The organism is Corynebacterium sp. CMW7794 (assembly GCF_001563605.1).
GTDB lineage: Bacteria > Actinomycetota > Actinomycetes > Mycobacteriales > Mycobacteriaceae > Corynebacterium > Corynebacterium phoceense.
On sequence record NZ_KQ961706.1, the window covers coordinates 21,860 to 36,585 of the forward strand.

13 protein-coding genes are annotated in these 14,726 nt (G+C 62.1%); 8 read left to right on the top strand and 5 right to left on the bottom strand.

The window, feature by feature from the left end; translation table 11 throughout:
- The first annotated feature begins 138 nt into the window (after nt 1-138).
- Together HMPREF3227_RS12705 and HMPREF3227_RS00175 are read left to right on the top strand one after the other, a co-directional pair.
- Nucleotides 139-306 carry a DUF3117 domain-containing protein gene (locus HMPREF3227_RS12705; RefSeq protein ID WP_068801645.1) on the top strand — a complete coding sequence of 56 codons (168 nt, stop codon included), beginning with the start codon at nt 139-141 and terminating at the stop codon, nt 304-306.
- On the top strand, nt 307-1,170 hold the full coding sequence (locus HMPREF3227_RS00175; RefSeq protein ID WP_066490639.1) for a methyltransferase domain-containing protein: 864 nt from the start codon (nt 307-309) through the stop codon (nt 1,168-1,170). It begins immediately after the preceding gene.
- A gap of 140 nt (nt 1,171-1,310) precedes the next feature.
- Here HMPREF3227_RS00175 and HMPREF3227_RS00180 read toward each other — a convergent pair whose 3' ends face one another.
- The gene (locus HMPREF3227_RS00180) at nt 1,311-2,756 is read right to left on the bottom strand and encodes a GH32 C-terminal domain-containing protein (protein WP_066509314.1); all 1,446 of its coding nucleotides are present in this window, start codon (nt 2,754-2,756) and stop codon (nt 1,311-1,313) included.
- Complete coding sequence (gene glgA, locus HMPREF3227_RS00185; RefSeq protein ID WP_066491072.1) at nt 2,757-3,911, bottom strand: glycogen synthase; 1,155 nt, start codon at nt 3,909-3,911, stop codon at nt 2,757-2,759.
- A 134-nt stretch (nt 3,912-4,045) separates the two neighbouring features.
- On the opposite strand from glgA, the gene glgC reads away from it, so the two are divergent.
- The gene (gene glgC, locus HMPREF3227_RS00190; RefSeq protein ID WP_066491075.1) at nt 4,046-5,263 is read left to right on the top strand and encodes a glucose-1-phosphate adenylyltransferase; all 1,218 of its coding nucleotides are present in this window, start codon (nt 4,046-4,048) and stop codon (nt 5,261-5,263) included.
- 204 nt (nt 5,264-5,467) lie between these two features.
- Entirely contained in the window at nt 5,468-5,641 is a 174-nt protein-coding gene (locus tag HMPREF3227_RS13115) for a hypothetical protein (protein WP_156452943.1), read from the top strand.
- A 530-nt stretch (nt 5,642-6,171) separates the two neighbouring features.
- On the opposite strand, the gene HMPREF3227_RS00195 is transcribed toward HMPREF3227_RS13115, so the two are convergent.
- Nucleotides 6,172-6,816 (bottom strand): O-methyltransferase, encoded by a 645-nt coding sequence (locus tag HMPREF3227_RS00195; RefSeq protein WP_066490657.1) that lies wholly within the window; start codon nt 6,814-6,816, stop codon nt 6,172-6,174.
- Nucleotides 6,817-6,938: 122 nt separating this feature from the next.
- On the opposite strand from HMPREF3227_RS00195, the gene sigE reads away from it, so the two are divergent.
- From sigE to tatB, 3 genes are all read left to right on the top strand, one after another.
- A complete protein-coding gene (sigE, locus tag HMPREF3227_RS00200; protein ID WP_230384020.1) occupies nt 6,939-7,547 on the top strand; it encodes an RNA polymerase sigma factor SigE in 609 nt (202 codons plus the stop codon).
- Between the two features lie 93 nt (nt 7,548-7,640).
- Nucleotides 7,641-8,054, top strand: coding sequence for an anti-sigma factor family protein (locus HMPREF3227_RS00205; protein WP_066490670.1), 414 nt, complete (start codon nt 7,641-7,643; stop codon nt 8,052-8,054).
- 7 nt (nt 8,055-8,061) lie between these two features.
- The gene (gene tatB, locus HMPREF3227_RS00210; RefSeq protein WP_066490679.1) at nt 8,062-8,592 is read left to right on the top strand and encodes a Sec-independent protein translocase protein TatB; all 531 of its coding nucleotides are present in this window, start codon (nt 8,062-8,064) and stop codon (nt 8,590-8,592) included.
- Nucleotides 8,593-8,702: 110 nt separating this feature from the next.
- Here tatB and HMPREF3227_RS00215 read toward each other — a convergent pair whose 3' ends face one another.
- Nucleotides 8,703-9,833: an Mrp/NBP35 family ATP-binding protein gene (locus HMPREF3227_RS00215; RefSeq protein ID WP_066490683.1), complete on the bottom strand. Its 1,131-nt coding sequence runs from the start codon at nt 9,831-9,833 to the stop codon at nt 8,703-8,705.
- A gap of 94 nt (nt 9,834-9,927) precedes the next feature.
- On the opposite strand from HMPREF3227_RS00215, the gene HMPREF3227_RS00220 reads away from it, so the two are divergent.
- Complete coding sequence (locus HMPREF3227_RS00220; RefSeq protein WP_066509318.1) at nt 9,928-10,728, top strand: hypothetical protein; 801 nt, start codon at nt 9,928-9,930, stop codon at nt 10,726-10,728.
- Nucleotides 10,729-10,910: 182 nt separating this feature from the next.
- Here the strand turns inward: HMPREF3227_RS00220 and HMPREF3227_RS00225 are convergent, their stop codons facing one another.
- The gene (locus tag HMPREF3227_RS00225) at nt 10,911-14,636 is read right to left on the bottom strand and encodes a multifunctional oxoglutarate decarboxylase/oxoglutarate dehydrogenase thiamine pyrophosphate-binding subunit/dihydrolipoyllysine-residue succinyltransferase subunit (RefSeq protein ID WP_197429488.1); all 3,726 of its coding nucleotides are present in this window, start codon (nt 14,634-14,636) and stop codon (nt 10,911-10,913) included.
- Nucleotides 14,637-14,726: the final 90 nt, after the last annotated feature.

Genomic DNA, 14,726 nt, shown 5'->3' on the forward strand with positions numbered 1-14,726 from the left:
TGCCACGCGATCGCCGCTATCTGTAGTGTTTCAGTCCGCTCTGCCCGTGGCCGCGACGTGACGTGGGCTAAACCCGCGGGAAAGTAGCGTAGACTAGGTGGGGTATACCCAATAACTGAGATATAAGGAGCTTCGCTCATGGCAGCAATGAAGCCACGTACCACCGGCGGCCCGATGGAAGCAGTGGAAGAATCTCGCAAGATCGTTATGCGCATCCCGTCTGATGGCGGCGGACGCATCGTCGTCGAGATGACCAAGGAAGAAGCCGCTGAGCTCGGAGCTTTGCTCACGGAGGCTGCCGGATAAGTGCTTGCCGACGTAATCGATCTTCTCGCTGATCCCGTCGACGGTACGCCATTGGCTGGCGCGGACGATTGTGCTCGTCTCGTCGCCGAGTCGGGTCACTCCTATGACGTCGCCAAGCAAGGCTACGTCACGCTTGCCCCGGGGGCTGGGCTCAAACACAAGGGTGATGACGCCGCCATGGTCGAGGCCCGTGAGACGTACCTTTCCCGCGGTCACTTCGCGCCTTTCGTGGAGGCGGTGACCGGCGCCGTACAAGACGTCGTTGACCTCGCACCGGAAGAACACTCGCCGGCGCTGCTCGAGGTCGGCGCAGGCACCGGCTACTATCTCGCGCACACACTGGACTCCTTGGACGGCGCTCGTGGCGTGGGCCTGGATATTTCTACGCACGCGGCCAAGCACTTGGCAAAGGCGCACCCGCGCATTGGCGCCGTGGTCGCAGACGCGTGGGAACGCCTGCCGCTGCGCGATGGCGTCATTGACGCTATCTCCGTTGTCTTCGCGCCGCGCAACCCCGCGGAGTTCCAACGCGTGCTCGCGCCGCATGGCCAAGTTGTCGTTCTTACCCCCGCGGCGGGACATCTCGACGAACTGCGTGCCCCGCTGGGCATTCTCGGCGTGGAAGAAGGCAAGGTTGAGCGCATGTACGAGCAAGCCAAGGGCTACCTTGAGCAAGCCGCAGACCCAGTTGATATTTCTTTCCCTATCGTGCTCGACAAGGCCTCCATCATCGCACAGGTTGGAATGAGCCCGTCTGCGCGCCACATTAGCGCGGAGCAACTGGCCGAGCGCATGGCCTCGTTGCCGGAGTCGATCACGGTGACCGCCCGCGCTCGCCTCGATCGCTTGCGCCCCGTCCGCTAGTTCACAGGTCCGGGGTGTTGCCCCGCGCGCCCCACGCTACGCGCACGGCGTTGAACGGAACAGGCAAACGGCCCCGCAGCATCACGAACTGTGATGCTGCGGGGCCGTTTCCGTGCTGTGGTGGGCGCCGGACCGCGCGATTAGGAGCCGGCGCGCTCGAAACTGCGCACGACCTCAGCGTCGCCATTCGTCTCAACGCGGAAGCCGCTGCAGCCGCCATCGAAGTACATGCGCGAGGCCATGGTCACCAGGCCCGAGTCCGCGAAAATCTCTACGGTCGTGCCGTCGACGACGATGGTGAGCGAGTCGTCGACGTTCTCTGGATCCTCGGTGAGCGGAGCCACCGCAGGGATGTCCGTCTTATACGTTTCGTCGAAGGCACGCGACATGGAACGGTCGACGCGCAGCTCCGTGCCCGCGTGGGTGACCGTCGTCGCTGGCTTGCCGTGGCCGTCGAGGAGCGTGACGGTGACGGCGCTGCCGGCCGGAACCTCGAGCAGGCCCGTCCACATGCGGGCGCGCTTCGAATGTGAGACAGCGTCCGGCAAACCGCGCGGGGGAGTCTGGTACAGCACTCCTCCCTGCAGTGTCACGAGGCGCGGCAGCGTGAGCGCGTTGGCCCAACCTTCCTCGGTCCACGAGTGATGAACCGCGGGGTTATCGCTGCGACCACGACCATTGAGCAAACCGAACAAGCAGGCTTCCCGGTAATTGAAGTCCTCCGAGAACGTGCCCGGTGTGGAATTCGTATTGCGCGGGCGGGTGAAGTCGTGGCCGTAGTCGAGACGACGGAAGCCGGAAACAACCTCAAACTCGCTGCCCTGCAGACGTCCCACGAGGTAGCCAGCCACCTCGCCGGATTCCTTGCCCACAGCTTCGACAGTAAAGAACAGAACGTCATAGACGTTGCCGTCGATTTCATCGCGTAGGCGGATGATGCGAGGGGAGACGATCGCGGCCGGGAGATCGTCCTTGGTGCCGGGGAAGGCGGTATTGCCCTTGAATGTCAGCGGACCGTCGAAGTGCCACGTGTCGCCATCGGCGCTGCGCAGCACGACCGGCGTTGGGTTCTCCGTAGAACCGGACAGCGCCAGCATGAGCCAGCCTTCGTGGCCGTCCTCCCGTTTGTCGTCGGCAGCCCAGTCGGGGACAACGCACGGCGAACGAAAGCGCGAGAATCCATCGGCGCTGGTGATGACCTCGCCATGGCGAGCCACGTTGGGGTCCAGCGCCTGCGGATCGTCAGAGACCTCACACGTTTCGTCATAGCCCGTGTACTTGGCGAAGCGAATGGACGAGGCGCCAGCGGTCAACGAGGTGAAATACAGGTTGATATCAGGGCCGACCGCCGCCACGGAGCCAGCGCGCAGGCCAAACTCGCCGCCTACGGGCGCGAGAGCGTCATCGCACTCGAGCCACTCGAAGGGCGCTTCCTCCGCAAAGACGTGGCCCCATCGGGAAGGCTCGCCAGGGGCCGGACGATATTGGTGGAAGAGGTGCCACGTCGTGCCGTCGAGTAAGGCTCCTGCGGGTGCTTCGAGCACCCCAGACTCCAAAGCGACGTGCAGCTCAGGGCGGTAGGTCATCTAAATCAGGCTCCGGTAAATATCGACTGTTTGGGCGGCGATGGTCGCCCAGCTAAATTTCTCTTCCGCGCGCTTGCGGCCGGCCGCACCCCACGCACGCAGCGTGTCGGCGTCGCCCACCAGGCGGTTGACGGCGGCAGCAATGCCCGCCTCGAATTCCGCGGGCACCTGCTCGTCGTAGTGGACCAGGGTACCCGTTTCGCCGTCCACGACAACTTCCGGAATTCCGCCCACGTCAGAAGCCACGACGGCAGTCCCGCACGCCATGGCTTCAAGGTTGACAATGCCCAGCGGCTCGTAAATGGAGGGGCACACAAAGATGTCAGCGCCGGAGTAAATCTGCTGAATGTCGGTGCGGGAGAGCATCTCACGGACCCAGTAGACGCCATCACGCTGAGCCTGGAGGCCCTCCACGAGCGACTTGGTTTCTGCCTCGATCTCTGCAGTGTCCGGGGCACCAGCACACAGCACGAGCTGCACGTCGGGGTCGAAGTCAGCGGCTGCCTTGAGCAGGTGAGCCACGCCCTTCTGCCGGGTGATACGGCCAACGAAGGCAACGATGGGGCGGTTACGGTCGACGCCCAACTTATCGAGGAGTTCGGTCTCGCGCGGTTGCCACAGCTGCGTATCGATGCCGTTGAGGACGACATGGACCTTGTCCGGGTCGACATTGGGGTAGACATCGAGGATGGAGGACTTCATGCCTGCAGACACAGCAATGACGGCGTCAGCATTCTCAATGGCGTTGCACTCCGACCACGAGGAGACGTCGTAACCGCCGCCGAGCTGTTCGCGCTTCCACGGGCGATGGGGTTCGAGCGAGTGTGCGGTGACCACGTGTGGAATTCCGTAGAGCTTCCCCGCAAGGTGGCCAGCAAGGCCGGTGTACCAGGTGTGCGAGTGCGCGACATCGGCTGCCGATGCCCCGTTGGCCATGCGTAGGCCCGTGCTCAGCGTCTTAAGCGCGCCGTTGGCATCAGCTAAGTCCGGATCAACACCGTACGTGTAGACATTGGCTTCCTCACGCGGGGCGCCCATGCAGTGGACGTCAACATCGATAATGTCGCGCATGAAACGAGTCAACTCGGCGACGTGAACGCCTGCACCGCCGTAAATTTCGGGCGGGTATTCTTTGGTAAAAATTCCGGCTCTCATAATCGACCAGAGTAACCACAAAACCGCGCCCTCGCCGGGGATTCTTGTGGCCTCGGGGGTGCCTGTGTAAACATCACATGAATTCGCGCATATTTTCAATGACAAAAAGGCAAAGCATGGATAAGTTGGGAGATGTGAAATCCCAGCCTAAAGTTCTAGCCATTGTTCTCGCCGGTGGCGAAGGAAAACGCCTCTTTCCCCTCACTGAAGATCGCGCCAAGCCCGCCGTCCCCTTTGGCGGTGCCTACCGTCTTATCGACTTCGTTCTTTCCAACTTGGTCAACGCCGGTTACCTCAAAATTGCCGTGCTGACCCAGTACAAGTCTCACTCGCTCGACCGTCACATCTCCCAGGCGTGGAACCTGTCGGGTCCGACCCCGCAGTACATCGCTTCGGTCCCGGCACAGCAGCGTCGCGGTAAGCGCTGGTACAACGGCTCGGCAGACGCCATCGTGCAGTCGCTCAACCTCATTAACGATGAGAAGCCGGATTACGTCATCGTCTTCGGTGCGGACCACGTCTACCGCATGGATCCGTCCCAGATGGTCGAGGAACACATCGCGACCGGACTGGATTGCTCCGTGGCAGGCATTCGCGTTCCGCGTTCGGAAGCGACGGCCTTTGGCTGCATCGAGGCTGACGGCATGGGAACCATCACGGAATTCGTGGAGAAGCCGGACAACCCGCCGTCTACGCCGGATGATCCGAATATGACCTACGCCTCGATGGGTAACTACGTCTTTACTGCCTCTGCGCTTAAGCAGGCACTTCTGGAAGACGAGAAGAACGAGAACTCAGCGCACGATATGGGTGGCGACATCATTCCGTACTTCGTCGAGCGCGGCCAGGCCCACGTTTACGACTTCATGTCGAACGAGGTTCCGGGTGCAACCGAACGCGACCACGGTTACTGGCGCGACGTCGGTACCATCGACTCTTTCTACGAGGCACACATGGATCTCATCTCTGTGCTGCCCATCTTCAACCTGTACAACTCACAGTGGCCCATCCACTCGACGGATGCGACGAACCTGCCGCCGGCGAAGTTCGTGCAGAACGGTATCGCGCAGGCTTCCATGGTTGCCGCGGGCTGCATCATCTCGGGCGGTACGGTGCGCAACTCGGTGCTCGCGTCCGACGTTCACGTGGCAGACGGCGCGACTGTTGAGGGGTCGGTTCTCATGCCAGGCGTGCGCGTAGGAAAGGGTGCTGTCGTGCGCCACGCCATTATTGACAAGAACGTCGTTATCTCCGATGGCGCCATTATCGGCGTTGACCGTGAGCGTGACGAGGAGAAGTACACCGTATCTGCCGGCGGCGTAGTGGTCGTGGGCAAGAACGAGACGGTGTAAAACGGCATGGAAATACGCCAGGTGATGCACGGGTAACGACCGTGCCACGGTAGTGCTTCAGCGACAAGGCCCGCCCCGTGCGGGTCTTGTTTGATCTCACAGCGATTACGTAACAAAAAGGTTGCTTTCTTATAACACTATCAGTTAATCTGGTCGTGGTTTACGAATGAAACGCGCATAGAGTAGTCAACATAGCGGGGAATTATGAAAGCAATGCAGTTTGATACCGTCTTCAAATCAGTCGTCGCCTTTGCGACGGCCTTGACCATCGTGGTCGGCGGTTCGGCGGCGGTTCCCCAGGCCTTTGACAAGGATGCTGTCCGTGACACCGCCGCTGTCGCGTCCGCTCCCGGCAGCATGGACCGTGCAGCACGGTAACCACGCAATCGGGTGTAGAACGTTTCAGTGCCATGTTGCGTGATCAGACTTGAGCGCAGGCACAAGCGGCGGAGATAGAAGACAATCCGGTGCAAACGAGGGGGAGATCGGGGTTGGCTAGGAGGGCCAGGGCCGCTGCATGGATCGCGCGGCTGATGGCACCGACTTGAGCGAAGTGGAACGCGCTGCGGAGAATTCTCGCGCAGAAGCAGTAGTGCGAGCTTAACAACAAGCGGCCGGCAGCTCGGCAGTGGCAGAACGCCAAGTGCGGATCTTGACTCTGATAAGTCCTCGAACCATAAAGAGACGCTGATGCCCGCCGGATTTGACATTCTGGTCTTCGCAGCGCGGTGCTTACTTTCCTCATCGGCACCGTTTTGGCGTGAGCGGTGAAGTGCCCGCGTGGCTGCTCAACGCTTTGCGCCTCTAGCGTGGGTACACAAAGACCTCACGGTTGCTTATCGGAACAGCGAGGTCTTTGTGCTTTGTGCGCCGACGGTGACAGCGGGGCGCTTACCGCGACCCAGCTCTTAACGCTTGGTAACCAGCGTGATACCGGATTCGAGGGGCAGACGCGTAATGACAGCGTCCTCCAGTGACCGTGCGAACTCATCGGCTTCGCGCGCAGCAGTCGTGGTGCGATCTGTCCGTGAGGTATCGGCCAGTGTTCCGTCGAGCAATGCTCCAGCAAGGACGAGCGTGCCGCCGTGTGTGAGCAGCGGCCACGCGGCCTTCGTTAAAGCCTGCAGATCCATGGTGGGAACATCAGCGTAAATGACGTGGTAGGACTCGTTGGCGAGGCGGCCGATGACATCGAGGGGACGCGACGGGAGGAAGCGCACGCGCGAGGTAGGGTGGCCTGCCGTGCGGAACAATTGCTTGGCGTTGGCTTGGTGCTCAGCCTCTGGGTCGATGCACGAAAGGATGCCGCCTTCAGGTAGGCCCTCGAGCAGATAGAGACCTGCTACGGAAACTGCCGGAGTAATGGCAATCGCCTGCGGCTTCTCCGCGTGCACGCCGCCAGCAGTAAGAGTGGCAAGGAGCTGACCTACAGCAACACCCGGGGCGGGAAGCGAGAATTCCTCCGCATGCGCGTAGGCGGCACGCAGCGCCTCCGAGCGCTCAGTGGTCGTGTCGATGTAGTCAAGCAGGGCATTATATGCAGTAGAAGTCACAGTGCTTATCCTAGCGGTCCAAGCCGGTGCGCGGGGCTGGCAGGTCGTGCACAGGACCATTCACAGTGGATTAGCAGCTCGATATCTGGCTTTTGGAGCACGGATATAGCACAATGAAATGCATGAAACGCGCAATGGCAGACCATTATTCGGACCAGCTTCACGGGACCGCTGCCTTTGACGCGGGCGAGGCCAGCATGCCCACCTGGGAGGAACTCGTCGCAGAACACGCGGATAGCGTGTACCGATTGGCCTACCGCCTTTCCGGTAATCAACATGATGCGGAAGACCTCACCCAGGAAACGTTTATGCGCGTCTTCCGCTCCTTGGATAAGTACAAGGCCGGAACCTTTGAGGGCTGGTTACACCGCATCACTACCAACCTCTTCCTCGACATGGTGCGCCATCGCAGCAAGATCCGCATGGAGGCGCTGCCGGAGGACTATGACCGCGTCCCGGGCGAAGATATGACCCCGGAGCAGGCTTACACCGTGGCAAACCTCGACCCTGCGCTGCAGCGTGCACTCGATGAGCTGAGTCCCGACTTCCGCGTCGCTGTCGTTCTGTGTGACGTCGTAGGAATGAGCTACGACGAAATCGCAGAAACGCTGGGCGTCAAGATGGGTACGGTTCGTTCGCGTATCCACCGTGGGCGCTCGCAGCTGCGCGCCTCACTCGAAGCCGCGGCCGTCAACGATTCTGACGCACGCATTTTGCTTCGCACGCGGTAGCGTTCAGCGCGCTAGGCTGGAGACGTACACACGCCCGCCAGCACGAGCGCTGCGGACCCGATTCATTCACCCGCTTGGATAAAGGAGGTGGCCATGAAGAACCACGCCGCAACCGTGTCGCTCGGCGGCGCACGCGCAGTGCGCCAGCGCACGGTAGACAAGCTGAAAGCAAAAGCGCGACGTTACGATTCCATTGGTCACCTCGGTCCAGAAGCCGTCGTTGCATTTGTCGATGGTGAGATGGGCCCGAAGTCGCAACATCGTGTTCGGGTGCACCTCGTGCACTGCCCGGAATGCCGTGGCGAGATTGAGCGGCAACGTGGCGCAGCCGAGTGGGTCCGACAACGCAGCAAGGATGTGCATATCCCGCAAAGCCTCGTCGCACGGCTCACGAATATTGCGTCGTCGCCCCAGGGCTCCGGGCCCAATGGGGAAGAGCTGGCGTGTACTCCTAAACAAGACTTTTTGGATAAGCTCGACACGCTGCGTCGCGCAATGAGAAGGTAAAGAACGCGTGTTTTCCAATATCGGGTGGGGCGAAATTTTCGTCATCGCCATAATTGCTGTTTTGGTCATTGGCCCCGAGCGCCTGCCTGGTGTGATTCAGGACGTGCGCGCTGCCATCTATGCTGCCCGCAAGGCTATCAATAGTGCCAAGGCGGAACTTAATGGCGAGATGAGCAGCTTGGGCCAAGAGTTTGACGCTCTGCGTGGTCCCATCAATACGGCTGCGGAGTGGGGCCGCATGGGTCCGCGGGCGGCGATTACTAAGGCACTCTTTGATGGCGACGATTCCGCCTGGGATGACTTCGACCCGCGCAAGCCTTCGCGTCACCAGGAGCCCGGACAGCCTGCTGCAGGCGCACAGCCGAATCAGGGCGGCGCCCAGGGATATCAGGGACCGGGCGCGGCTCAGGCGCCCCAAAATCCCGCTCAGAACCCGGCCCAGAATCCTGCGCAGTCACCGCAGAACCCGCAGCAGCGCAGCCAGAATGGCGGCGATTACAGCAGCGGTGGTGGCTTCTCGTGGGCGGATATCACCTAGCCGTAGGCGCAGAGAACAACCACAGGGAACAACCATAGGGAACAAGAACATAGAAGAAAAGGCCCCGTGAACTCTCGGTACAGTGTTCGCGAGGCTTTATCTCGTGCGGTCTACTTCACGCCGAGACCCAAAGACTTGCCAGCGAGCGAGTCCTTGCGGACGACGAGCTTCGAGGCGACATCGGCAAGCGCGGCTCCGGCGGGGGACTCAGGCGCCGCAACGACTACGGGGGTGCCTTCATCGCCATTGGTGCGCAGGGCCGGATCCAGCGGGATCTGACCGAGCAGCGGAACGTCGGCGCCAAGGAGCGTGCTCAGGCGATTGGCGACGGTATGGCCGCCGCCTGCGCCGAAGATCTCCATCGTGGAGCCATCCGGCATCACCATGGCAGACATGTTCTCCACGACTCCGGCGACACGCTGGCCGGTCTGCTGCGCCATCGAGCCGGCACGCTCAGCGACCTCAGCGGCGGCTGCCTGCGGCGTGGTGACGACGAGGAGCTCCGCGTTGGGGATGAGCTGTGCGACCGACAGCGCGACATCGCCGGTACCCGGCGGCAAGTCGAGGAGAAGGACGTCAAGATCGCCCCAGAAGACATCGCCCAGGAACTGCTGAAGCGCGCGGTGGAGCATAGGGCCGCGCCACACGATGGGGGCATTGCCCTCGATGAACTGGCCGATGGAGATGAACTTGAGGCCGTGCGCGATCGGCGGCAGCAGCATTTCCTCATCGATGACCGTGGGCGGTTCCATATTGCCCAGGAGACCGGGGATGGAGTGGCCGTAAATATCGGCATCGACGATGCCAACCTTGAGGCCGCGGGCAGCGAGCGCGGCGCCCAGATTGGCCGTCATGGACGACTTGCCCACGCCGCCTTTGCCGGAAGCCACGGCGAAGACGCGCGTCGTGGAATTCGGCTTGGCGAAGGGGATTTCGGGCTCGGCCTGGCCACCGCGCAGCTTTTTCTTGAGGGCACGACGTTGGTCGTCATTCATCGCGTCCATAGTCACGGTCACGGTGCCCACGCCCTCGAGGTCTTCGAGCACCGCGCGGGTGTTCTGTTCGATGGTGTTTTTCATGGGGCAGCCAGCGATGGTGAGGTAGATCTCGACCGCGACATCGTTGCCGTCAATGGCGATGGATTTCACCATGTCCAGCTCGGTAATCGGGCGACCGATTTCGGGGTCCTCGACGCGGGACAGTGCCTCGCGTACGTGGGATTCTTCAATTGCGTTAGTCATATCAGCTACCCATCTTAGTCCCGGATCTACCCGTGTAAACTGGTCACCCGTACCACCTGGATTCGAGCTGATCTCGCGACAAGGAGCCCCGTTCATGCATACACGTTTTGCCCGCCGACTTGTGGCTCTCACAGCGGTGGCAGCGAGCACGGCAGGGGTGAGCGCGTGCGCGCGCCAGGAGCCGTTGCCTGAGGCATCTGAACTGTCTCGGGCACAAGTGCGCATCGCGGTGGCCCCTGATTCCCCCGAGCAGCTCGTGCTCGGAGAAATCTATATCCAGACCCTCGGGGAGGAGGGGCGCTCTGCCAGCCTCGTGCATGAGCAGATGCCGGATAGCAGCTCCCGCGTGGATGAATTGGAAGAGGGAAACTCGAATTTCCTCGTGGCATGTACCGGCAACGCGCTCGCGGGCTTCGATATGCCCACGGCCAAGCGCCTAGAGAAGGAACGCGAGGAGGCCGGTGACGAGACGGACCGGGACTTCCTTGCAGAGACGCACATCGCGATGATGAATGCTCTGCCCACGGTGCTGACAACCGTGGATCCTTCGTCCGCACCGGGCTGCAAAGATCAAGAAAAGGTCGATCTGCCTCAGAACTTTGTACCTATCTACGCTAAAGATCTGCTTGATCGGGACGAGCGTTTTGAGATTGCCTCGGTGACGAAGTATCTCACCACCGAGGACCTCGACGACCTGGTGGAGGAGGCTGACCGCACAGGCAGCGTGAGCCAGACGGTGGAGCACTGGCTTAACACCTCCACGTCGAACCCAGGAGACACAAGCGGTAGTTCGGAAGGCAGCGGCACGAGCGACGGCGGCGCGGGCGGGGATGCCGGCGCCAACGCCGGCGCTGGGTCGGGGTCTGGCGATACAGGCGGCTCGACGTTGAAGTAGCGTGGCGGCTTAGTTGCTGAGACCTGCGGCGCGGCTGTGCGCGGGCTAGATGCCGCTAGAGATATCCGCTCGTCCATGGTGTGGGCGAGCGGATTTGTGCGTGGCGGGGACGTGAAAAACACCGACGCCCCGGCGACAGCGGGGGAGCTGTCAGCGGGGCGTCGTGCTAGGAGGGAAGAACCTTACTTCGCGAAGGCTTCCTCAAGCAGCTGGTCATGCTCAATGGCGTGGACCTTGGCGTTACCGGTTGCAGTCGAGGACTGAGCGCGGCGGGACACGCGCACCATCTCCGGCATATCCGGGATGAGGCGACGCAGGTGCTCGTTGTAGAACGGCCACGGACCCTGGTTGGCCGGCTCAGCCTGGACGAAGCGAATCTGCTCCGCGTTCGGATATGCAGCGAAGGCCTCGCGCAGACGGTTGAACGGGATCGGGTGGAGCATTTCCACGCGCACGAGAGCGACGTCCTCGCGGCCATCCTTGTCGCGCTTCTTAGCAAGGTCGTAGTAGAGCTTGCCGGAGACGAGCATGATGGTCTTGACCTTGGAGGTATCCGCAATCTTCTCACCCTGCAGGTCGAAGTACTTCGGGTCGTTGATGACCGAGCGGAACTTCTTGACTTCGGTGAATTCCTCGACGGAGGAAGCCGCGTCCTTGAGGCGCAGCATGGCCTTCGGGGAGAAGATAACGAGCGGGCGCTTCATGTCACCGAGTGCCTGGCGGCGCAGGAGGTGGAAGTGGTTAGCCGGGGTAGACGGCTGAGCCACGGTCATGGAACCCTCAGCACACAGCTGCAGGTAGCGCTCGATACGGGCGGAGGAGTGGTCAGGGCCCTGGCCCTCGTAGCCGTGCGGCAGGAGGAGGATGAGCGAGCTGAGCAGACCCCACTTGGCCTCGCCGGAGGAGACGTACTCGTCGATGATGGTCTGTGCGCCGTTGGCGAAGTCACCGAACTGTGCCTCCCATGCGACGACGGCGTCGGGGTTGCCCAGGCCGTAGCCGTACTCGAAGCCCATGCCGGCGTATTCGGTCAGCGCAGAGTTGAAGACGTTGAAGGAGCCGCCGTTGCCGCGCTCGTTAGCGAGAGCGTCAAGCGGGTTGAACTCGTCACCAGAGGTCGGGTCGAAGACGACCGCGTGGCGCTGGGTGAAGGTACCGCGGCGGGAATCCTCACCAGCGAGGCGGATGGTCTTACCGGCGTTAGCGAGGGAGCCGAAGGCGATGAGCTCGCCGAAGCCCCAGTCGATACCGCCTTCGATGGCGGCCTTTGCACGCTGCTCGGCCACTTTGGCCACGCGCTTGTGGTACTGGAAGCCCTCCGGGGTATCGAGGAAGGCCTGGCCCAGCGCGGCGAGCTCGTCGCGGGTGATGGACGTGTCGAGACCGCGGGTGAGCTCCTGGGATCCGGTGATGCCGGTCTGCTGCTTCGGCTTCGCCTTCTCCGCGGCCTTGACCTCGGTGAAGACGGACTCCATCTGGTCGTGGAAGTCGCGTGCTGCTGCCTCTGCCTCTTCGTCGGAGAGGTCGCCGCGGCCAATGAGCTCCTGGGTGTAGCGCTCACGCACGGAGGTGTGGTCGTCGATGATGTCGTAGAGCAGCGGCTGCGTCATAGACGGATCGTCCGCCTCATTGTGGCCGCGCAGGCGGTAGCAGATGAGGTCGATGAAGACGTCCTTGCCCCATGCGTGGCGGTACTCAGCGGCCAGCTGGCCCACCCAGTAGACAGCCTCCGGGTCGTCGCCGTTGACGTGGAAGACTGGGCAGTCGAAGCCCTTGGCGAGGTCGGTGGAGTAGTGGGTGGAACGCGCCAGGTCCGGGGTGGTGGTGAAGCCCACCTGGTTGTTGACGACGATGTGGACGGTGCCGCCCACGGTGTAGGGCTGCAGGCGGGAGAGGTTGATGGTCTCCTGGACAATGCCCAGACCGTTGAAGGATGAATCGCCGTGGAGCATGATCGGCACGACGGGGTGCTCGCCCGGCTTGCCCAGAAGGTCTTCCTTCGCGCGGGCCATGCCCTCCATGACTGGGTCAACGGCCTCGAGGTGGGACGGGTTGGCGGCAAGGGTGATCTTGATGTCGCCGTCGCCGAACATCTGGTAGTGCTCGCCCTCGGCGCCGAGGTGGTACTTGACGTCGCCGGAGCCGCCGAGCTGGCCTTCCTTGTACTTGCCGTCGAACTCATCGAAGATGTCGGCCAGCGGCTTGCCCACGATGTTGAACAGGACGTTGAGGCGACCACGGTGCGGCATGCCGATGACGACCTCGTCGAGGTCCTGGCCTGCAGCGGTGTCGATGATGGAGTCCATGAGCGGGATGAGCGACTCGGCGCCCTCCAGCGAGAAGCGCTTCTGGCCCACGTACTTGGTCTGCAGGAAGTTCTCGAAGGCTTCTGCCGCGTTGACCTTCTGCAGGATGTACTTCTGCTCAGCGTTGGTGGGCTTCGGGACGCCAGCCTCGAGGCGGTCGCGCAGCCACTCGCGTTCGTCGCGGTCCATGATGTGGGCGTACTCGGAGCCAACCTTGAGGGTGTAGGCAGCGCGCAGGCGGGAGAGCACCTCGCGCAGCGTCATCTGCTCCTTGCCGCCGAAGCCGCCGACGTTGAAGGTGCGGTCCAAATCCCAGATGCTCAGGCCATGGGTGCGCATGTCCAGGTCGCGGTGATCCGGCCAAGGCAGGCCCGGCTGGCGCCAATTCAGCGGGTTGACGTCTGCAATGAGGTGACCGCGGGAGCGGTAGGCCTCGATGAGCTGCATGACGCGGGTGTTCTTGTCCACGCCGGTGTTCGGCACGTCCTGTGCCCAGCGGAACGGAGCGTAGGGCACGCCCATGGACTTGAAGATTTCATCCCAGAAGGCGTCATCATTGATGAGCTGGCCGATGGTGCGCAGGAACTCGCCGGACTCCGCACCCTGGATGACACGGTGGTCGTAGGTGGAGGTCAGGGTGACGAGGCGGCCTACGCCCAGTTCAGCGAGGCGGTCTGCAGAGGCACCAGCGAACTCGGCCGGGTAATCCATAGAACCGACACCGATAATCGCGCCAGAACCCTTGGTGAGGCGGGCGATGGAGTGGCGGGTACCAATGCCGCCCGGGTTGGTGAGGTTGATGGTCACGCCCGAGAAGTCATCCATGGTCAGCTTGTTCTTGCGGGAACGCGCGACGATGTCCTCGTAGGCGTCGAGGAACTCGGCGAAGGACTTGTGCTCGCAGTCCTTGATGGCGGCAACGACGAGGGCGCGGGATCCGTCCTTCTGTGGAAGGTCGATGGCTAGACCCAAGTTGACGTGCTCGGGCTGAACAACGAAAGGCTTGCCGTCCTTGTTTTCGTAACGCACGTTCATGGCCGGGTGGATCTGTACGGCCTTGACCATGGCGTAGCCGAGGATATGGGTAAAGGAGATCTTGCCGCCGCGGGTGCGCTTGAGGTGATCGTTGATGAGCGCGCGGTTTTCCCACATGAGCTTGACCGGCATATCACGCACGGTGGTGGCCGTGGGGATGGTCAGAGACTCGTCCATGTTCTTGGCGATGGCCTTGAACATGCCCTTGAGCTGGGTCTCGCCCGGCTCCGGTGCCTCGCCAATGCGCTCGAGCGGGGACTGCGGCTTCTTCGCAGCGGACTTCTTGGAAGCCGGCTTATCCGGTGCCGGTGCAGCCTTCTTCGTGGAAGCCTGAGCGTCGGCAGCGGCGGCAGACGTGCTGGTCTCGCGCGCGGACTGCTTGACTTCGATGGAAGAACCCTCGGACTGCTTCACGGCAGCCGGAGACTGCGTTGCGCTTTGCGGGGCGCCGTTGGCCTTGAAGTACTCGCGCCACTCCTTGTCGACGGAGTTCGGGTCCTTGGAATACTGCTGGAACTGTTCGTCAATCAGCCATGCGTTGGGGCCGAAGATGCTCGAGTTGCTCACGGCAGATGCTCGCCTCATTTCCTTGCTTACATGCTTATTTAAGTTGCGTTTATCGCGGTCGTTTATTCGACGCTGGGACCGACGGCCGGA

Coding starts and splice junctions, on each gene's coding strand:
- HMPREF3227_RS12705 (WP_068801645.1), top strand. CDS start 139: ATGGCAGCAATGAAGCCACGTACCACCGGCGGCCCGATGGAAGCAGTG.
- HMPREF3227_RS13115 (WP_156452943.1), top strand. CDS start 5,468: ATGAAAGCAATGCAGTTTGATACCGTCTTCAAATCAGTCGTCGCCTTT.
- sigE (WP_230384020.1), top strand. CDS start 6,939: ATGAAACGCGCAATGGCAGACCATTATTCGGACCAGCTTCACGGGACC.
- glgA (WP_066491072.1), bottom strand. CDS start 3,911: ATGAGAGCCGGAATTTTTACCAAAGAATACCCGCCCGAAATTTACGGC.
- HMPREF3227_RS00220 (WP_066509318.1), top strand. CDS start 9,928: ATGCATACACGTTTTGCCCGCCGACTTGTGGCTCTCACAGCGGTGGCA.
- HMPREF3227_RS00180 (WP_066509314.1), bottom strand. CDS start 2,756: ATGACCTACCGCCCTGAGCTGCACGTCGCTTTGGAGTCTGGGGTGCTC.
- HMPREF3227_RS00205 (WP_066490670.1), top strand. CDS start 7,641: ATGAAGAACCACGCCGCAACCGTGTCGCTCGGCGGCGCACGCGCAGTG.
- HMPREF3227_RS00215 (WP_066490683.1), bottom strand. CDS start 9,833: ATGACTAACGCAATTGAAGAATCCCACGTACGCGAGGCACTGTCCCGC.